This window comes from Prescottella equi, from assembly GCF_020171745.1.
GTDB classification, from domain to species: Bacteria; Actinomycetota; Actinomycetes; order Mycobacteriales; family Mycobacteriaceae; genus Prescottella; species Prescottella equi_A.
In genome coordinates this window covers 18,642-38,097 of the sequence record NZ_JAIVAH010000024.1, presented here as the reverse complement: position 1 = coordinate 38,097, position 19,456 = coordinate 18,642, and the positions used below count along the sequence as shown (strand labels likewise).

Sequence of the window (19,456 nt, the reverse complement as noted above, 5' to 3'; positions counted from 1 at the left end):
CGTTCCCGCCAGGAGGAATCCAGCGTGGCTGCTTCCGCTAACTCCAGAAACGTCGTCTTCGTCGACGGCATCCGCACGCCGTTCGGCAAGGCCGGACCGAAGGGCATCTACGCCGAGACCCGCGCCGACGACCTGGTCGTCAAGGCCATTCGCGAGTTGCTGCGCCGCAACCCTCAGCTCGATCCCGCCCGGGTCGACGAGGTCGCGATCGCCGCGACGACGCAGACCGGCGACCAGGGCCTGACCATCGGCCGCACGTCCGCGATCCTCGCGGGCCTGCCCGAGACGGTCCCCGGCTTCGCAATCGACCGCATGTGTGCCGGCGCGATGACCGCCGTGACCACCACCGCGTCCGGCATCGGGTTCGGCCAGTACGACGTCGTCATCGCCGGCGGTGTCGAGCACATGGGCCGGCACCCGATGGGCCAGGGCGCCGACCCGAACCCGCGTTTCCTCGCCGACCGCCTGGTCGACCCGAGCGCGCTGGTGATGGGCAACACCGCCGAGAACCTGCACGACCGGTTCCCGTCGATCACCAAGGAGCGCACCGACGCCTACGCCGTCTCGTCGCAGAACAAGTACGAGGCCGCCAAGAAGGCCGGCTACATCGCCGACACCCTCGTGCCGGTCGCGACCCGCTCGGAGGCCGGTTGGGGCCTGGCCACCGAGGACGAGCCGCCGCGCCCGGGCACCACGCTCGAGGACCTCGCCAAGCTCAAGACCCCGTTCCGTCCCGCCGGCCGCATCACCGCCGGTAACGCTGCGGGTCTCAACGACGGCGCCACCGCGGCGATCCTCGCCGGCGAGGACACCGCCACCGAGCTGGGCCTGCCGATCGGCATGCGCATGGTCGGCTTCGCCTTCCAGGGCGTCGATCCCGCGGTCATGGGCATCGGCCCCGTCCCGGCCACCGAGAAGCTGCTGGCCCGTACGGGTCTGAAGATCGAGGACATCGGGCTGTTCGAGATCAACGAGGCGTTCGCCGTGCAGGTGCTCGCGTTCCTCGAGCACTTCGGCATCGCCGACGACGACCCGCGGGTCAACCAGTGGGGCGGCGCCATCGCGTGCGGCCACCCGCTCGCGTCGTCCGGTGTGCGCCTCATGACGCAGCTGTCGCGCCAGTTCGCGCAGAACCCGGGCGTCCGCTACGGCCTGACCACGATGTGCATCGGCCTCGGCATGGGCGGCACCGTCATCTGGGAGAACCCCAACCATGCCGACTACGCTGCGTCGATCCAAGAGCCGGGAGCCAAGTAGATGACCGACATCGCAACCGCATTCGCCGACGAGGTCGTGACGAACGCCTTCACGAAGCTGATCTCGGTCCCGGGCATCGACGGCCCGGTCGCGCTGATCACGCTCGACAACGGCTTCGACCACACCAAGCCGAACTCGTTCGGTCCGCGCGGACTCCTGGCGTTCGACAAGGCGCTGGACGAGGCGTTCGAGGCCAACCCGGCCGCGATCGCCGTCACCGGCAAGCCGTTCATCTTCGCGGCCGGCGCCGACCTCAAGGGCGTCCCGTCGATCACCACCCGCGAGCAGGGCATCGAGCTCGGCCGCCTGGGCCACAAGGTGTTCCGCCGGCTGCGCGAGTCCGAGGTTCCGACGTTCGCGTTCGTGAACGGCGTCGCGCTCGGCGGCGGCCTCGAGGTGGGCCTGCACTGCCACTACCGCACGTTCGCCGACAACGTCGGCGCCCTCGGTCTGCCCGAGGCGATGCTCGGCCTGGTGCCCGGCTGGGGCGGAACGCAGTTGCTGCCCAACCTGATCGGGCCGTCGAACGCCGTCACCGTCGCGATCGAGAACCCGCTCAACAACGGCAAGGTGATCAACTCGAAGAAGGCGCTCGACCTCGGCATCGCCGACGTCGTGCTCGGCTCCGCCGACTTCATCGAGCAGTCCCTCGCATGGGCCACGAAGGTCCTCGCCGGCGACATCACCCCGGCTCGTCCGGAGATCGACCGCGGCGCCGGCTGGGACGAGGCGATCGCGCGCGCCAAGGCGATCGTCGACGGCAAGACCAAGAACAACGCGCCGGGCGCGGTCCGCACCGTCGAGCTGCTCGAGCTGGCCCGCACCACCGACATCACCGACGCGAAGTCACTCGACGCCGGTTTCGCGGCCGAGGACGACGCGCTCGCCGACCTGCTCATGACCGACGAGCTGCGTGCCGGCCTGTACGCCTTCGATCTGGTGAACCGCCGGGCCAAGCGCCCGGCCGGCGCGCCGGACAAGTCGTTGGCGCGCAAGATTTCCGGTGTCGGCATCGTCGGCGCCGGACTGATGGCGAGCCAGCTGGCGATGCTGTTCGTCAAGCAGCTGAAGGTGCCGGTGATCCTCACCGACATCGATCAGGAGCGCATCGACAAGGGCGTCGGCTACGTGCACGGCGAGATCGACAAGCTGCTCGCCAAGGGCCGCCTGTCGCCGGACGGCGCGAACCGTCTCAAGGCGCTGGTCACGGGGTCGCTCGACAAGGCCGCGTTCGCGAAGACCGACTTCGTCATCGAGGCCGTCTTCGAGAACATGGACGTCAAGAAGAAGGTGTTCGCCGAGCTCGAGGAGCACATCTCCCCCGAGACCGTCCTGGCGACCAACACCTCGTCGCTGTCGATCACCGAGATGGCCGCGGACCTGAAGCACCCCGAGCGGGTGGTGGGCTTCCACTTCTTCAACCCGGTCGCGGTGCTCCCGCTGCTCGAGGTCATCAAGGGCGAGCAGACCGACGACGCAACGCTCGCAACGGCGTTCGCGACGGCGAAGGCGCTCAAGAAGTCGGCCGTCGGCTCCGCCGACCTGCCCGGGTTCGTGTTCAACCGCCTGCTCATCCGCGCCCTCGGCGAGGTCATGAACGCGGTCGACGAGGGCACCCCGTTCGATGTGGCCGACAACGCGATCGCCGAACTCGGCATGCCGATGACGCCGTTCACGCTGCTCGCGCTCGTCGGTCCGGCCATCGCGCTGCACACCGGTGAGACCCTCAACGCCGCCTACCCGGAGCGGTTCAAGCCGTCCCCCGGACTCGAGGCGATCGTCGAGGCCCGCAAGCCCGGCGTGTGGTCCTGGACCGACAAGGGCCAGGTCGTCGACCCCGAGGTCGCCGCGCTGTGGCAGCAGGGCGACAACCCGTCGACGTCCGAGCAGGTGCTCGAGCGCACCCGCCGCGCGTTCGCCGAGGAGATCCGGATCATGCTCGAGGAGGGCGTCGTCGCCGGACCCGAGGACATCGATCTGTGCCTGATCCTCGGTGGCGGCTTCGGTTTCTGGAACGGCGGCATCACGCCGTACCTGGACCGCACCGGCACGTCGGAGGCCGTGAACGGCAAGACGTTCCTGGCCAAGGGTGTCGCGAGCGTCTGACCCGACCGATCACGACAGGAGCGCGTCCCCCTCAGCGGGGACGCGCTCCTCTTCGGATGGGTCGACCGGTACCACGAGCTCGGGTACGCCCTCCCCGGTCAGTTCGTCGTCCAGGATCGGCTCGCCCAGCCCGATCTTCTGCTGGATGCGCTTCATCCAGGCCGGGGCCCACCAGCAGTCGTCGCCGAGAAGTTTCATCACGGCCGGCACCAGGAACATGCGGATCAGCGTCGCGTCGATGATCAGCGCGGCGATCATGCCGTAGGCGATGTACTTCATCATCACCAGCTCGGAGAATCCGAACGCGCCGGTGACGACGATGAGGATCAGCGCGGCCGCGGTGATGATCCGGCCGGTGTGCGCGGTCCCGATCCGGATCGCCTCGGTGGTGGAGGCGCCCTGCGATCTCGCCTCGACCATGCGGGAGAGCAGGAACACCTCGTAGTCGATCGACAGGCCGTAGACGATCGCGACGATCAGCACCAGCATCGGCGACGTGATCGGCCCGGGCGTGAAACCCAGCACGCCCGCACCGTGCCCGTCCACGAAGATCCAGGTGAGGATGCCGAGCGTCGCGCCGAGACCGAGCGCGCTCATCAGCACGGCTTTGACGGGCAGCACGATCGAACCGAACGCCAGGAACATCAGCAGCGTCGTGATGGTCAGGACCGTGACAATCATCAGCGGCAGGTTGTCCAGGAGCGCGCTGATGCTGTCCTGCTCGATCGCCGGGGTGCCGCCGACGAGCACCTGCACGCCGTCCGGAACATCGATGGCACGGAGGTAGTCGATCGTCGGGGCGGCATCGTTGCGGTCCACCAGGCCGGCCTTGAGAACCTGGACGCCGTCCTTCGCGGGGCCGGTGATCGCGAACTTCTCGACCAGGCCCGGCGCCGCGCTCGCGGACTTCATGATCTGTCCCACCTCGGCGCCCTCGGCACCCTGGATCACCAACTTCACCGGCTCGGTGCGGCTGCCCGGGAACAATTCGTCGAACTGCTCCTGTGCGACACGGGTCGGGTTGTCCGGCGGCAGGTACTCCTCGTTGATACCGCCGAACTTGATGCCCGTCATCGGCATCATGAGCAGCAGCAACCCGACGACGATCGGGATCGTCACCTTGAGCGGATTGCGCATCACCCAGCGGGTGAGCCGGCCCCAGATGCTCGACTCGATCTCCTCGGTCGACCTGATCTGACCGAACCGTTCGAGACCGAACTTGTCGATCCGACGGCCGAGCATGCTCAGGATCGCCGGCAGCACCGTCACGGACGTGAACGCCGCCAACAACACCGTCGCGATCGCACCGTAGGCCATCGACTGCAGGAATCCCTGCGGGAACAACAGCAGGCCACCGAGACTCGCGATGATCATCGTCGAGGAGAACAACACCGTCCGGCCCGCGGTCATGACACTGCGCCGCACGGCATCGCGCGTGGTGCGACCGTCGCCGAGCTCCTCGCGGAACCTGCTGACGATGAACAGGCCGTAGTCGATCGCAAGCCCCAGGCCGATCAGCGACACCACCGACACCACGAACGCATTGACGTCGGTGAAGTGCGTGATCACCCGCACGATGCCGTTGGCCCCGAGGATCGTCAGGCCACCGACGATCAAAGGCAACGAAGCCGCGACCGCGCCGCCGAACACGAAGAACAGCAGCACCGCGACCGCGGGGATCGCGAGGATCTCCATGCGGTGGATGTCGTTGGCGATGGTGTCGTTGATCGCGCTCGCCACCGGCTGCATGCCGGCGAGCTGAACCTCGACGCCGTCGATCGCGAACGCGTCCCGGATCTCACGGAAGTTGTTCGTGATCGCGGTGTCGTCGTCGCCCTTCAACGCGATGCTCGCGATCGCGTGCGAGCGGTCCGCCGTGGCCATCGCCGGCAACCGCGGGGTGTTCGGCAGCTGGAAGTAGCTGCCGTTCACCTTCGCGACCTGATCCGGATGGTCCTGCAGAAGTCGCTGCAGACTGTCGGAGACCTGCGCACTGAATATCGGATCGTCCACCGTCTTGCCCTCGGGGGCGGTGTACATCGCCACGACGTCCCCTGTGGCGTCCCGGCCGAACATGCCGTCCGCGAGTCTCGCGGCAGCGACGGACTCGGAACCGGGATCGTCCAGACCGCTCTGGCTGAGGTGTGCACCGAGGCCGGAACCGTAGGCGCCCAACGCCAACAGCCCGGCCACCATCACCGCAAGAACCGTGAATCTGGCCCGATAGACCAGATCCCCCCAACGAGCGAACACGTATCAACTCCTCGACGCCCGACGAGCAGGGCAGACAGTAGACGGAACCGGTTGCGCCCGAACTCCCTTCGAGGCGCGCCCGGTCAGGAACCGAAGATGCGCCCGAAGGCCTCGAGAAATGCAACGGGCCCCAGGGAGAACATGTAGCTGCTCCCGGTGAGCATGGCGTCGACCATGTCGGTCACCTCCTTCCCGTCGTGGGTCGTCTGCGGCTCATTCGACGAAGCTCCGTTCGATCCAGTCGATGGTCTGCATCCCGAACAGATCGGTGCCCCACCCGTACAGATCCGTCAGCATCCGAACCATGCTGCAGTCGCTCGGCGCATACGTCACATCGGTGCCCCCGGCCCGGTACTTGTCGGCCAGCTCCCATGAGTCCTTCGCCGGGACGAGCGACATCGGTGAATCGTCCTTGGCACACGATGTGATGAGAACCTTCGACGCCGGAGCCGCGGTCCCGAGGAGGTTGTCGTCGTAGACGGGCTGGAACTCCGGAATGTCGGCGGGACTACGCCCACCGACGAACAGCGCCTCCAGGGGAACGAACGGCATCGTGAAGTACGCGGGCGTCTGACACTGCGTACGGTACGCAGCCGCGATCGCCCTGCCGACCGGGTTCAGCTTCTCGTCGATCCGCATCTCCGGATACTTCGGCTCGAGACCGAGCAACGTCGCGAAGGCGAAACCGGACCCGATCGAACCGTCCGCCGTGCGCATGAAGTTCCGCTGGTCGACCACCATGCCTTCGAGGACGGTGGAGCGGACGTTCAACTCGGGGGCGTACCGAGCCTGCGATTCGGCCGCGAAACCGGCTCCGACGCCGCCTCCCGCGATACCGAACAGCGAGATGGGGGCGTCGGCGCTCAGCCCCGTGCCCGGGGTCGACAGGGCCGCGCGGACCGCATCGAGTTGCGCGTGGCCCGCGTACTTTCCGGCGAAGACGGCATGCGGATCGGGATCACCGTCGTTGCCGACGTCCGAGATGACCACCGCGTAGCCCTTGCCGAACATCAGGGCCAACGGCCCGAGCGCCGACCAGGCGGAGCCGTCGAGCGGGTTGCCACCCGTCCACTGCGTGCTCGGGTGACAGTAGGCGCCGACGCTGTCGTTGGCCTGCTGATAGCTGACCACCTTCTTCGCCGGCGCGGGTGTGCCATCGACCGGGATCATCACGATCCCGGTGCTGACCTCGGGGGTGGTTCCGTCGAGGCCGGTGGTGACGTACATCAACTTGTAGGCGTCGATCCTGCCCGGCTGGTAGCCCAGGAACATGACGTCGACCGGCTTGACCTTCAGCACGGTGCCCGGACTCTCCGCCCCGGTCAGTGGGGGTTCGTCGTAGAACGGGTCGCGCGCCGTCAGCGCCCTGAACGCGTCGACGCGCGATGCGGGCGATCCGGCGTCGAGCGCTCCGACCACGAACCCGTTGAACACCTCCCCGAGTTGCGGCGTCCGCACCGGCGACGGATCGTTCGGCGTCACCGAACCCACCGAACCCACCGAACTCGCCGAGCCGTCAACCGATTCGGCGTACACGACTCCGGGAGCCGCGATCGCCGCCGACACCCCCACCGCGCACGCCACGCACACGCGCGCAAACCGGCTTCTCCCCCATCCAGCTTCCATGTCGCTCCCCAGGGCTCATCGCGAAAAGGACCCCCGACACACGCTCGATCACCGGTGACAGTACTCAGCGACCGGTTTGTATTGTCGTGAATCCCGCGAATCGTCACCCTGGACGACCCCTCCCTCCGCCGCCAAGCCGGTAGGTTAGGCTTCCCTTCACCCCAACGAAGGAGTCCCAGGTGTTCGCGTTCACCAAGCGGCGTCGGATCGCCGCGACCATCGCCGCGCTCGGCGCCACCGCACTCGTCGCCGGCTGTTCGTCCGGCGACGATTCGACCTCGGCCGGAGCGGCGTCCGACGGCGCCTTCCCCGTCACGATCGCGAACACGTTCGGCTCCACCACGATCGACGCGGCGCCCGAGCGCATCGTCACCCTCGGCTGGAACGCCGAGGACATCGTGTACGCGCTCGGCGGCACCCCCGTCGGCATGCCGAAGAACAGCTACGGCGCAGACGAGAACGGCGTCATGCCGTGGCTGTCCGACAAGTTCGACGCGAGCAAGACCACGCTCCTCGACACCGCGACGTCGACGCCGATCGAGGCGATCGCCACGCTCGGCCCCGACGCGATCCTCGCGCCGTACGAGGGCTTCGACCAGGCCACCTACGGCCAGTTGTCCACGCTCGCGCCCACCGTCGCCTACCCCGGCAAGGCGTGGCAGACGACGTGGCAGGACCAGACCACCATCGTCGGACAGGCGATGGGCAAGCCCGACGAGGCCGCAGCGCTGATCGACGGCATGGACAAGATGCTCGCCGACACCGCGGCCGCACACCCCGAGTTCGCCGGCAAGACGCTCTCGGTGATCAACCTCGACACCACCAACGGTCAGATCAACGTCTACAAGCCGACCGACCCGCGCGTGCAGGTCCTCACCGAACTCGGCTTCGTGAACTCGCCCGGCGTCGAGAAGATCGCCGCCGAGAGCGACCCCGACAGCTTCTTCGCGAGCATCTCCGCGGAACGCATCAACGAGGTGGACGCCGACGTCGTGATCGCGTTCGTCTCGGATGAGGCCGAGGCCGCGAAGAACCCCGGCTACAACTCGCTGGCCGCCGTCCAGCGCGGCAGCGCCGTGCCGCTGTCCGACACCCAGGTGGTCGCCGGGCTGAGCCGCACCGGTGTCCTGGCCACCCCGTGGGTGATCGACCAGATCACCCCGCAGCTGTCGGCGGCGGCCGCGAAGGTCGGCTGACCACCGGGTCGCACACCAGTCCGGATAATCCCCGCGACAAGTACATTCGGCGTAGCGTCCCGCCTGAAGGATTCTCTTCGGCGGGAGGCGAGCCATGTCGAATCTCGACACCACCGGCCAGCCCCCGGCCGCTCACGCGGCCGTCGGGCTGGCCGTGCTGTTCTCGGCGGCGGCCGCACTCGGCGGCTTCCTGTTCGGCTACGACACCGCGGTCATCAACGGGGCCGTGAACGCGATCCGCGACCGCTACGACATCGGCGCTGGGGCGACCGGGCTGTCGGTGTCGCTGACGCTCCTCGGTGCGGCTCTGGGCGCGTGGGTGGCCGGCAGCATCGCCGACCGACTCGGCCGCATCCGGGTCATGCAGATCGCGGCCGTGTTGTTCGTCGTCGGCGCCTTCGGTTCGGCGTTCCCGTTCGGAATCGTCGACCTGACGCTCTGGCGGATCCTCGGCGGCATCGCGGTCGGTTTCGCGTCGGTGATCGCCCCCGCCTACATCGCCGAGATCGCGCCGGCCGCGATCCGTGGCCGGCTCGGCTCGATGTATCAGCTCGCGATCGTCCTCGGCATCGCCGTCTCGCAACTCGTGAACTACGCGATCTCCGACGCCGCCGGCGGCGGACGGGGTGAGCTGTTCGGCGTCGAGGCGTGGCAGTGGATGCTCGCCATCGAGTCGGTACCCGCCCTGCTCTATCTCGTCATGACGTTCACGATCCCGGAGTCGCCCCGGCACCTGGTGCGCTGCGGCCGGGAGGATGCCGCCCGCAAGATCATCAGCGAGCTCGAGGGCGGCGACGACGAGGCCGTCGGCCACCGGATCGAGGAGATCCGGACGTCCCTGGGAGCCGAGCGGTCCCGGGTGGGTGTGCGCGCCCTGTTCGCCAAGAGCACCGGGGTGTCCGCACTGGTCTGGGTGGGTATCGCGCTCGCCGCGCTCCAGCAGTTCGTCGGGATCAACGTGATCTTCTACTACTCCAGCACGCTGTGGCAGGCCGTCGGCTTCGGCGAGGACCGCTCGCTGCTGATCAGTGTCGTCAGCGCGCTGGTCAACATCGTCGGCACGTTCGTCGCCATCGCGGTGATCGATCGCATCGGCCGCAAGCCCCTACTGCTGGTCGGATCGGTGGGCATGGCCGTCTCGCTCGGGACCGCCGCCGTCTGTTTCCATTCGGCAACGGTCACCACGAACGAGATCGGCGAATCCGTCGCGACGCTGGAAGGGGCGGCGGGAACGGTCGCCCTGATCGCCGCCAACGCCTTCGTGTTCTTCTTCGCCCTGTCCTGGGGCCCCGTGGTGTGGGTGCTCATCAGCGAGTTGTTCCCGAACCGGGTCCGCGCCGCGGCCGTCGGGATCGCCACCGCCTCCAACTGGGTCGCCAATTTCCTGGTGTCCGCGACCTTCCCGTCACTGGCCGACTGGAACCTGTCGCTCACGTACGGGGGCTACGCCGTGATGGCGGTGGTCTCGATCTTCGTCGTCAGCAGGTTCGTCACCGAGACCCGCGGGCGCACCCTCGAACAGGCCGGCTGACCGCTACGTCCAGTGCGACGGCCTGGACAGCGATTCCGGGAGCATCGTGCGGGCGTCGCCGCGCGCCGCATTGATCTGGAACTGGCTGAGGAACAAGGTGTCCGCGAGGTTTGCGCCGCGCACGTCCGCGCCGCGCAGATCGGCACCGATCAGATCGGCCCACCGTAGGTCCGCCCCACGCAGGTTCGCGCCGATCAGCCATGCGCCCCGCAGATTCGCCCCGCGCAGGTCCTTGCCCGCCAGCTTCGCCCCCATCAGATCCGCGCCGCGATGATTGCGGCGGCGGCCCGGGGCCTGCGCGCGGACCAACTCGCTCACCTGCAACAGCACCGCGTTCACCGCGTCGCGCTGCTTACCCACGTCGAGACCCGCGAGCCCGGAGGCCGGCTGCCCGGTGAGCCGCCGTGTCGCGTCGCGAAGCGTCGCCAGCTCGGGACGGAGCTTCTCGGCGACACGCAGCCGCAGCGATTCCTCCAGGTACCACAGCAGCTCGTGCAACTGCCGCATCACCGGGAACACGTCGAACATCTCACGCGCAATGCCCGGGGACTCCCGCCAGCTTGTGCCGCCGAACGTCACCTGCGACACCTGCTGGCCGGCACCGAAGCAGTCGTACACGGTGCATCCGGCGAATCCCTTGTCCCGCAGCTGCGGGTGGATGCCGCACCGGGAGTCGGCGAGCAGATTGCGGCAGGGCACGCCCCCGGGCTTGTCCACGGCGAAGTCACTCGACGCCGCGAAGGGCAGCGCTACACAGCACAGCCCGAAACAGCTCGAGCAGTCCGAGACCAACTCGGGTGACGCGATCGGCTCCGGCACCGGGACCTCCTGACGGATCGGGAATCACCATTTCCGCACGATCCGGACCATGCGTGCAAATCATTTGCCGGACAGCGATACTCGACCCGGCCACCACGACCACCGGTTGACGGGCCCGAACGGCCCGGCCGACACTGGTCGTGGATCCCGCGACGTTGCACCGAGCGGCACCGGACGCCGTCGGGACGAATGCCACCGGGCGTGCCGCGGCGGGAGGAACCCATGAGCGTCGACCCGAAACAGGCCCACATCTGGATCGTCGGCGGCGGCATTGCCGGAATGGCCGCCGCCGCCTTCGCAGTCCGAGATGCCGGGGTACCGGGCGAGAACGTGCACATCCTCGAACAACTCGACATCGAAGGCGGCTCCCTCGACGGTGCCCGCTCCCCCGCCGTCACCGACGGCTGGGTCACCCGAGGGGGACGCATGCTCGAGGAGGAGGCGTACCAGTGCACGTGGAATCTGTTCGAGTCGATCCCCTCGCTCGAGAATCCCGACATCAGCGTCCGGCAGGAGATCCTCGACTTCAACGAGAGGGTCAAGACGAACGACAAAGCGCGCCTGATCGATTCGCGGCACAACATCATCGACGCGTCGCAGCTCGGACTCGACAACAGGGATCGACTCGAGATGATGCGCCTGCTGGGCCTGCCCGAACGCGCCCTCGGCGCCCGGCGCATCGACGAGATGTTCGGTGAGCACTTCTTCACCACCAACTTCTGGCAGATGTGGCGCACCACGTTCGCGTTCCAGAAGTGGCACTCCGCCGCCGAACTCCGGCGCTACTTCCTGCGTTTCGTCCAGGAGTTCCCCCGGATCCACACGCTCTCCGGCGTCCGGCGCACCGTCTACAACCAGTACGACTCGATGGTCGTTCCACTGCAGCGCTGGATGTGGACCCGGGGTGTCGACGTCCGGTTCGCGACCCGGGTCGTCGACATCGACTTCGCACAGGCAGGACAGCCCCGCCGGGCGACCCGACTGCACATCGAGGACGCCGACGGAACCTCGACGATCGAACTGGGCGAGAACGACTTCATGTTCGCCACGCTCGGGTCGATCACGGCGGACACCACCTACGGGGGCAACGACGACGTGCCCGCACTGATCCGCGACCGCGTCGATCGCAGTTGGTCGCTGTGGGAGGAGGTCGCGAAGAAGGCGTCCGACTTCGGCCGGCCCAACACCTTCTACGGGAACATCGACGAGAACAAGTGGGAGTCGTTCACCCTCACGATGCGCGGCGACAAACTGCTCCGCCGCATCACCGAGTACACCGGCAACGAACCCGGAACCGGTGCCCTGTCCACGTGGTTCGAGTCGGGCTGGCACCTGTCGACGGTGATCGCCTACCAGCCGCATTTCCCGCAGCAACCCGAGGACGTCACCACGCTGTGGGGATACGGCTTCGACATCGACAACGAGGGCGACTACATCAAGAAGAAGATGTCGCAGGCCACCGGGAAGGAGATCCTCACCGAACTGATCCACCAGTTCGGCTTCGAGGACATGCTCGACGAGGTGCTCGCCACCACCGACGTGACGACGGTGATGATGCCGTACGCGTCCGCGCTGTTCAGCCGCCGTGTCCCGGAGGACCGCCCGAAGGTGATCCCAGACGGGGCGCAGAACTTCGCGTTCCTCGGACAGTTCACCTCACTGCCCGAGGACGTCGTGTTCACCGTCGAGTACTCGGTCCACGGCGCAATGCACGCCGTCTACACGCTGTTCGCCGTCGACAAGCCCATTCCGCCGATCTACCACGGACTGCTCGACCCCAAGGTCGGGGTCAAGGCACTCGAGGCTGCCTTCCGATAGGCCCGGTCAGCCGATGGCGGGATTCGACTTGTCCGCGTCCTCGTCGATCCCGCCGCCGGTGCGAGCGCGGTCCAGGCCGACGACCCACCCGGTGATCTGGCGGGTGATGTCCTGCGCGGTGAGGCCGAGTTCGCGATGAATCTGGTCGCGCGACGCGTGGTCGAGGAACTGCTGCGGCACACCGAGATCCCGGCACGGCACATCCACGCCGGCGGCCCGGAGCGCCGCCGACACCGTGGACCCGATGCCGCCGTGCAGTCCGCTGTCCTCGATCGTGACGACCATCCGGAAGCTGTCGGCGAGCTTGATCACGGACTCGGGCACCGGCAGCACCCAGCGCGGATCGATCACCGCTGCGGTGATGCCGTGCTGCGCGAGACGTTCGGCCGCCTCCATCGCGACGCCGGCGAACGAGCCCACCGCGACGAGGAGCACGTCGCCGCGATCCCCCTCCGGCATCTGCAGTACGTCCACCACACCGTCGAGGCGTCGGATCGCCGGGACGTCGTCGCCGACGGCACCCTTGGGGAACCGGATGACGGTCGGTCCGTCGGTCACCGCCAGCGCCTCGTCCAGTTCCTCGCGCAGCGTCGCCGCATCGCGCGGGGCCGCGACCCGGATGCCGGGGACGATGCCGAGGAGCGACAGATCCCACATGCCGTTGTGGCTCGCGCCGTCGGCGCCGGTCACGCCGGAGCGGTCGAGGACGATCGTCACGGGCTGCTTCAGCAGCGCGACGTCCATGAGGAGCTGATCGAACGCCCGGTTGAGGAACGTCGAGTAGATCGCGACGACGGGGTGCATCCCGCCGAGAGCGAGACCCGCGGCCGAGGTGACGGCGTGCTGCTCGGCAATGCCGACGTCGAACATCCGCTCCGGGAATCGCTCGCCGAACGCCGCGAGCCCGGTGGGGCCGGGCATCGCCGCGGTGATCGCGACGACGTCGTCCCGCTGCTCGGCCTGCGCGACCAGCTCGGCGGAGAAGACCGACGTCCAGTCGGGTGCGGATGTTCCACGGGCCCGACCCGTGAGCGGGTCGATGACGCCGGTGGCGTGCATCTGGTCGGCGAGATGGTTCTCGGCGGGCGCGTAGCCCATGCCCTTGCGGGTGACCGCGTGGACGATCACCGGGCCGCCGAACGCCTTCGCGCGACGCAGCGCCGACTCCATCGCGGCCTCGTCGTGCCCGTCGACCGGGCCGAGGTACTTGATCCCGAGATCGGTGAACATCACCTGCGGGCTGACGGCGTCCTTGAGGCCCGCCTTCATCCCGTGCAGCAGCTGGTACGCGGCGCGCCCGACCCACGGCATCTTCTTGACCATGCGCCGGCCGTTGTCGAGGATCCGCTCGTAGCCGGGCTGCAGGCGCAGCGACGCGAGATGGTCGGCGAGGCCGCCGATCGTGGGCGCATACGACCGGCCGTTGTCGTTGACGACGATGACGACCGAACGGTCCTTGCCGGCAGCGATGTTGTTGAGCGCCTCCCAGCACATGCCGCCGGTCAGGGCACCGTCGCCCACCACGGCCACCACGTGGCGGTCACGCTGTCCCGACAGCTCGAACGCCTTCGCCAGCCCGTCCGCGTAGGACAGCGCCGCCGACGCGTGCGACGACTCGACCCAGTCGTGTTCGCTCTCGGCGCGCGACGGATAGCCGGAGAGTCCGCCCTGCTTGCGCAGCGAATCGAACTCGTCCTTGCGACCGGTGAGGATCTTGTGGACGTAGGCCTGGTGGCCGGTGTCGAAGATGATCGGGTCGGAGGGGGACTCGAACACCCGGTGCAGCGCGAGCGTCAACTCGACGACACCGAGGTTGGGACCGAGATGGCCGCCGGTCGCGGACACCTTCTGCACCAGGAACTCGCGGATCTCCGAGGCGAGCTCGCGGAGCTCCTCCGGGTCGAGCCGACGCAGGTCGTCAGGCGTCTGGATGCGGGCAAGGACACCCAACGAGATCGCTCCCTCCAGCAGGTTCACAGGCTGTCACGCGACAGCCCGACAAGTCTACGGAGCCACCGGAGACGGCGCCGTCCGGCACCGATTCCACGACACCGCCGCGGCCGATCCGTGCCGGATGACACAACCAAGACTGTTCGCTCATCCTACTGTTGCTCCATGGGCAACGTGGTCGACGAGTTCATCACCCGCGTGTACGACGTCGTCCGGACCGACCGGAACGGCGAGGTCGCCGACTACATCCCGGAACTGGCGGCCGTGGCGCCCGACGGCCTCGGCATCGCGGTGGCCACTGCAGACGGGCACGTCTACGAGGTCGGCGACACGTCCGTGCCGTTCACGATCCAGTCCATCTCGAAGCCGTTCACCTACGCGCTCGCGCTCGCCGACCGTGGTGTCGATGCCGTCGCCGAGAAGATCGACGTCGAACCGTCCGGGGAGCCGTTCAACGAGATCAGCCTGGATCCGGACACCGAACGCCCGCGCAACCCGATGATCAACGCCGGCGCGATCACCGCGGCCTCGCTCGTGACGGGCGCGAATCCTGCCGAGCAGTTCGAGCGCATTCGTACGCTGTACTCGCGCTGCGCGGGACGCAGCCTCACCCTCGACGAGGCCGTGTACGACTCCGAGGCCCGCACCGGACACCGCAACCGCGCGATCGGCTACATGCTCCGGTCCTTCGGCGTCATCACCGGCGATCCCGACGACGCCGTCGACGTCTACTTCCGGCAGTGCTCGATCGACGTCACGGGTCGCGACCTCGCCCTGATGGCGGCGACCCTCGCCAACAACGGCGTCAACCCACTCACCCGGGACCGCGTGCTCAACCCGGCACTGGTCGAACGGGTGCTCAGCGTCATGACGACGTGCGGAATGTACGACGCCGCCGGAGAGTGGGTGACCGAGGTGGGCATGCCCGCCAAGAGCGGCGTCGGAGGCGGCGTCCTGGCCGTGCTGCCCGGCCAGTTGGGAATCGCGGTCTACTCGCCCCGGCTGGACCGGCACGGCAACAGCGTTCGCGGAGTGCAGGCGTGCCGTGAACTCTCCCGCGATCTGGAACTGCACTTCCTGCACGTCACCCGCGCGGCCCGGTCGTCGATCAGGGCACGGTACAGCGTCTCCGAGGCCCCCTCGCGTACGCGGCGCACCGAGGCCGAGCAGCAGTCCCTGGAGGCGTTCGGCGATCGCGGACGGATCTACGAGTTGCACGGCGACCTGCTGTTCGCAGGCGCCGAAACCGCGGTCCGCGAGATCGATGCCGAGCGGACGGACCTCGAAGTGGTCGTGGTCGACGTGCGCCGGGTCGACGACGTCAGCGGCGTCGCCCGGCGGATGATCGAGGCGTTGCGTGCCGATCTCGCCACCTCCGGGTGCCGCACGGCCCTCGTCGACCCCGACGGCCTGTTCGGGCACGCCGTATCGAGCCTGACTCCCGACGATCCACACGGACGGGTGTTCGTGGACCTCGACTCGGCGACCCGCTGGTGCGAGGACGTCCTGTTGGACGGCCACTGCGGCGCCGGCCGGCAGCCGGAGTCGATCGAACTCGAGGAACATCCGCTCCTGGCCGACCTGACCGCCGCCCAGTTCGAGCGCTTCACCGACGAATTGGAACTACGGACCAGCGCGCGCGGCGAGATCATCGCGCGGCGCGGCGCACCCGCGTCGGGCATCCACCTCATCCTGTCCGGGCGGGCGAGCACCACCGTGACCACCGACGACGGCGCGATCCACCGGATCACCACGCTGTCCGCCGGAATGTCGTTCGGGGAGATGCCGACCCTGCTCGGGTCCACCTATCTCAACGACGTCCGCGCCGACACCACGCTCACCCTCGCCGTCCTGCCGCCGGACGGGTTCGCCCGGCTCACCGGGAGCGCGCCGGGGGTCAAGGCGGCGCTGCTCGAACGTCTCGCCGCGGTGGCCTACGGACAGCTGGAAGTGCTGTTGCGGACGTTCGAGCAGCACGGGCGGCCCTGACGCTGCTCCCGGCTCCCCGCCGTGTCTACCGGTCGACGGTTGCGACGACCGGCATGGTCCGCGCCGGCCCACCGAAGAACAATCGTCGGACGGTGAACCTGCCCAGATCGGGGTCGTACGGGCGATATGCAAGGTACGCACCGAGATGTGTGAACCAGTGCAGCCGCAGCATCCGACGATGCTGCGGGGTCAGCGCGCCGTGACGCTCGAGCGTCTTGATACCCGCGTCGATGTAGCGCGAGAACTCGAACGGCGGCGTCAGCGCGCGCCGCGGCGACACATCGGCCCGCATCTCGGTCAACTGGACGATACCGATGTCCTCGGCGCAGACGCACAACGCGAGATCCGCGTCCTCGTGTACGTCGAGGTCGGTGCTGACCGCGCCGCGCACCCGATCCCAGGTCGACCTGCGCAGCGCCATGTTGGCCCCGTGGAGGTTCCGGATCCGTTGCCCGCCACCCAGAATCCCCTTCCGGACGAGGCGGTCCACGTACCAGCCCTTGAAGCCGCGGTACGGCGAGTCGTACGAGTTGCTCAGCCCGGTGATCGCCCCGATGTCGGCGGTGTCGGGGCGAGCGAAGAAGTCCAGAACCGCACGGGCCCAATCGGACGCGACGCGGGTGTCCGCATCGACGCGCCCGACGATGTCACCGGTCGCGGCGTCGAATCCGGCGTTGCGGGCGTGGACCGCACCGGGCCGCGATTCCCGGATCAGCCGCACCATCGGGTGTCGTTCGGCGAACTCCTCGACGATCCCGGCGGTGCCGTCGGTCGAGTTGTTGTCGACCACGATGATCTCGTGCAGGTCCCGTTCCTGCGCGAGCAGCGACACGAGGCAGGCACCGATATAGGTTTCTTCGTTGTAGGCGGGTACGACGACGGTCAACGTAAGCGCGGAATCCACTTGTCCCGTATACCGCAAGACCGGTCCGTACGCGAGTCGGCGAGTTCGTCCGCGGACCGAAAAGTGTTTGCGCCCGGCACCCGCATCCGCGAGGCTGGGTCAGCGATCGAAAAGTGACGTCAACCAACCGCGCACCACGCAGACCACGAGGACCTGATGATCCCCGACAACGCACTGGCCATCGAAACGCACGGCTTGATCAAACGATTCGGCTCCAACACCGCCGTCGACGGCGTCGACCTCGCGGTACCGACGGGCGGCGTGTACGGCGTGCTCGGCCCCAACGGCGCCGGGAAGACGACGACGATCCGCATGCTCGCGACGCTGCTGCCGATCGACGGCGGCTCGGCGCGAGTGCTGGGCCACGACGTCACCAAAGAGGCCGAGACGGTCCGCGGCAAGGTCTCCCTGACCGGTCAGTTCGCGTCGCTCGACGAGGACCTGACGGGCACCGAGAACCTCATCCTGCTCGGCCGCCTCTACGGGTACTCGCGGGCCGCGGCACGATCTCGCTGCGACCAGCTGCTCGACGCATTCGGCCTCCGGGAGGCCGGCGGTCGCCAGGTCAAGACCTACTCGGGCGGCATGCGCCGACGCATCGACATCGCCGCGAGCATCATCGTCACCCCCGAACTGATCTTCCTCGACGAGCCGACCACCGGTCTCGATCCCCGCAGCCGCAACCAGGTGTGGGAGATCGTCCGCGCGCTGGTCGCGGGGGGAACCACCGTCCTGCTCACGACGCAGTACCTCGACGAAGCGGACCAGCTGGCCGACCGGATCGCCGTGATCGACCACGGCAAGGTCATCGCCGAGGGCACCACCGGCGAACTCAAGGCGTCGGTGGGATCGGGGGCGCTGCACGTCCGGGTCGCGGAACCGTCCCGGCGGGCCGACGCTGCCGCCACCCTCGAACGCACACTCGGCGTCCCCGTCACCCTGGAATCCGATCCCGCGGCGCTGACGGCGCGCCTCGACGACCCGCAGCGGGTAGCCCGCGCCCTCGCGGCCCTGGACGACGAGAACCTCGCCGTCACGACGTTCGCACTCGGCCAGCCCAGCCTGGACGAGGTCTTCCTCGCCCTGACCGGGCACGGCACCGAGACCACCGCAGACTCCGACACCCTCGAGGGGACCTCGTCATGACCGACACCATCACCACCTCGGCGCAGGCGGTCGGCAACGTCCTGCAGATGCCGGGGCCCCGCCCGCCGCGACCGAACGCGCTGTCGACCTCGATGTCGTTCGGCTGGCGCGCCCTGCTCAAGATCAAGCACGTGCCGGAGCAACTGTTCGACGTGACGATGTTCCCGATCATGTTCACGCTGATGTTCACGTTCCTGTTCGGCGGCGCCCTCGCCGGCTCGACCGACGCCTACGTGCAGTACCTGATCCCGGGAATCCTGGTCCAGACCGTCGTCATGATCACGATGTACACCGGCCTGACGCTGAACAAGGACATCGAGAAGGGCGTGTTCGACCGCTTCCGGTCGCTGCCGATCTGGCGACCGTCGCCGCTGGTCGGCGCCCTGTTCGGCGATATCGTCCGCTATACGATCGCGTCGATCATCGTGCTGATCCTGGGCCTGATCCTCGGATTCCGACCGGCCGGCGGCGTGGTCGGCGTGGTTCTCTCGGTCCTGCTGTTGCTGTTGTTCTCGTTCAGCCTGTCGTGGGTGTGGACGATGTTCGCGATGCTGATGCGGACCGAACAGGCCGTCATGGGCGTGTCGATGTTCATCCTGTTCCCGCTCACGTTCGCCAGCAACATCTTCGTCGACCCGTCGACGATGCCCGGCTGGCTGCAGGCGTTCGTCGAGGTCAACCCGATCAGCCACCTGGTCACGACTCTGCGCGCACTGTGCGACGGCTCGTTCGAGGTCGGCCAGATGTCGGGCGTGCTGCTCTGGTGCGCCGGATTCATCGTCGTCTTCGGTCCGCTGACGATGCGCCTGTACAACCGCAAGACCTAGACGGAATCGACCCACGAAAGCGGCCCGCAACCTC

General features: G+C 68.1%; 13 protein-coding genes. 8 read left to right on the top strand and 5 right to left on the bottom strand.

From position 1 onward, the window contains the following. Positions 1 to 24 precede the first annotated feature (24 nt). The gene (locus LCL87_RS20295; protein ID WP_225023190.1) at positions 25 to 1,257 is read left to right on the top strand and encodes a thiolase family protein; all 1,233 of its coding nucleotides are present in this window, start codon (positions 25 to 27) and stop codon (positions 1,255 to 1,257) included. Continuing rightward, complete coding sequence (locus LCL87_RS20290) at positions 1,258 to 3,363, top strand: 3-hydroxyacyl-CoA dehydrogenase NAD-binding domain-containing protein (protein ID WP_225023188.1); 2,106 nt, start codon at positions 1,258 to 1,260, stop codon at positions 3,361 to 3,363. A 9-nt stretch (positions 3,364 to 3,372) separates the two neighbouring features. On the opposite strand, the gene LCL87_RS20285 is transcribed toward LCL87_RS20290, so the two are convergent. After that, positions 3,373 to 5,616, bottom strand: coding sequence for an MMPL family transporter (locus tag LCL87_RS20285; RefSeq protein ID WP_510850823.1), 2,244 nt, complete (start codon positions 5,614 to 5,616; stop codon positions 3,373 to 3,375). A 213-nt stretch (positions 5,617 to 5,829) separates the two neighbouring features. Beyond that, complete coding sequence (locus LCL87_RS20280; protein ID WP_225023186.1) at positions 5,830 to 7,242, bottom strand: lipase family protein; 1,413 nt, start codon at positions 7,240 to 7,242, stop codon at positions 5,830 to 5,832. Positions 7,243 to 7,421: 179 nt separating this feature from the next. On the opposite strand from LCL87_RS20280, the gene LCL87_RS20275 reads away from it, so the two are divergent. Continuing rightward, positions 7,422 to 8,438, top strand: coding sequence for an iron-siderophore ABC transporter substrate-binding protein (locus LCL87_RS20275; RefSeq protein ID WP_225023184.1), 1,017 nt, complete (start codon positions 7,422 to 7,424; stop codon positions 8,436 to 8,438). 94 nt (positions 8,439 to 8,532) lie between these two features. Next, complete coding sequence (locus LCL87_RS20270; protein ID WP_225023182.1) at positions 8,533 to 9,969, top strand: sugar porter family MFS transporter; 1,437 nt, start codon at positions 8,533 to 8,535, stop codon at positions 9,967 to 9,969. A gap of 3 nt (positions 9,970 to 9,972) precedes the next feature. Here LCL87_RS20270 and LCL87_RS20265 read toward each other — a convergent pair whose 3' ends face one another. Beyond that, positions 9,973 to 10,788, bottom strand: coding sequence for a pentapeptide repeat-containing protein (locus LCL87_RS20265; protein ID WP_225023180.1), 816 nt, complete (start codon positions 10,786 to 10,788; stop codon positions 9,973 to 9,975). A 222-nt stretch (positions 10,789 to 11,010) separates the two neighbouring features. Here LCL87_RS20265 and LCL87_RS20260 point away from each other — a divergent pair, with 222 nt between their 5' ends. Beyond that, positions 11,011 to 12,606 (top strand): oleate hydratase, encoded by a 1,596-nt coding sequence (locus LCL87_RS20260; RefSeq protein WP_237692533.1) that lies wholly within the window; start codon positions 11,011 to 11,013, stop codon positions 12,604 to 12,606. Between the two features lie 6 nt (positions 12,607 to 12,612). Here the strand turns inward: LCL87_RS20260 and dxs are convergent, their stop codons facing one another. Then, positions 12,613 to 14,556, bottom strand: coding sequence for a 1-deoxy-D-xylulose-5-phosphate synthase (dxs, locus tag LCL87_RS20255; RefSeq protein ID WP_225023284.1), 1,944 nt, complete (start codon positions 14,554 to 14,556; stop codon positions 12,613 to 12,615). 165 nt (positions 14,557 to 14,721) lie between these two features. On the opposite strand from dxs, the gene glsA reads away from it, so the two are divergent. Then, positions 14,722 to 16,545, top strand: coding sequence for a glutaminase A (gene glsA / locus LCL87_RS20250; protein WP_225023176.1), 1,824 nt, complete (start codon positions 14,722 to 14,724; stop codon positions 16,543 to 16,545). Between the two features lie 25 nt (positions 16,546 to 16,570). On the opposite strand, the gene LCL87_RS20245 is transcribed toward glsA, so the two are convergent. Continuing rightward, positions 16,571 to 17,449 (bottom strand): glycosyltransferase family 2 protein, encoded by an 879-nt coding sequence (locus LCL87_RS20245; RefSeq protein ID WP_225023174.1) that lies wholly within the window; start codon positions 17,447 to 17,449, stop codon positions 16,571 to 16,573. Between the two features lie 156 nt (positions 17,450 to 17,605). On the opposite strand from LCL87_RS20245, the gene LCL87_RS20240 reads away from it, so the two are divergent. Continuing rightward, positions 17,606 to 18,595 carry an ATP-binding cassette domain-containing protein gene (locus LCL87_RS20240; RefSeq protein WP_225023173.1) on the top strand — a complete coding sequence of 330 codons (990 nt, stop codon included), beginning with the start codon at positions 17,606 to 17,608 and terminating at the stop codon, positions 18,593 to 18,595. Continuing rightward, positions 18,592 to 19,422 (top strand): ABC transporter permease, encoded by an 831-nt coding sequence (locus LCL87_RS20235; RefSeq protein WP_225023171.1) that lies wholly within the window; start codon positions 18,592 to 18,594, stop codon positions 19,420 to 19,422. The genes LCL87_RS20240 and LCL87_RS20235 overlap by 4 nt, the downstream gene beginning before the upstream one ends. Positions 19,423 to 19,456 lie beyond the last annotated feature (34 nt).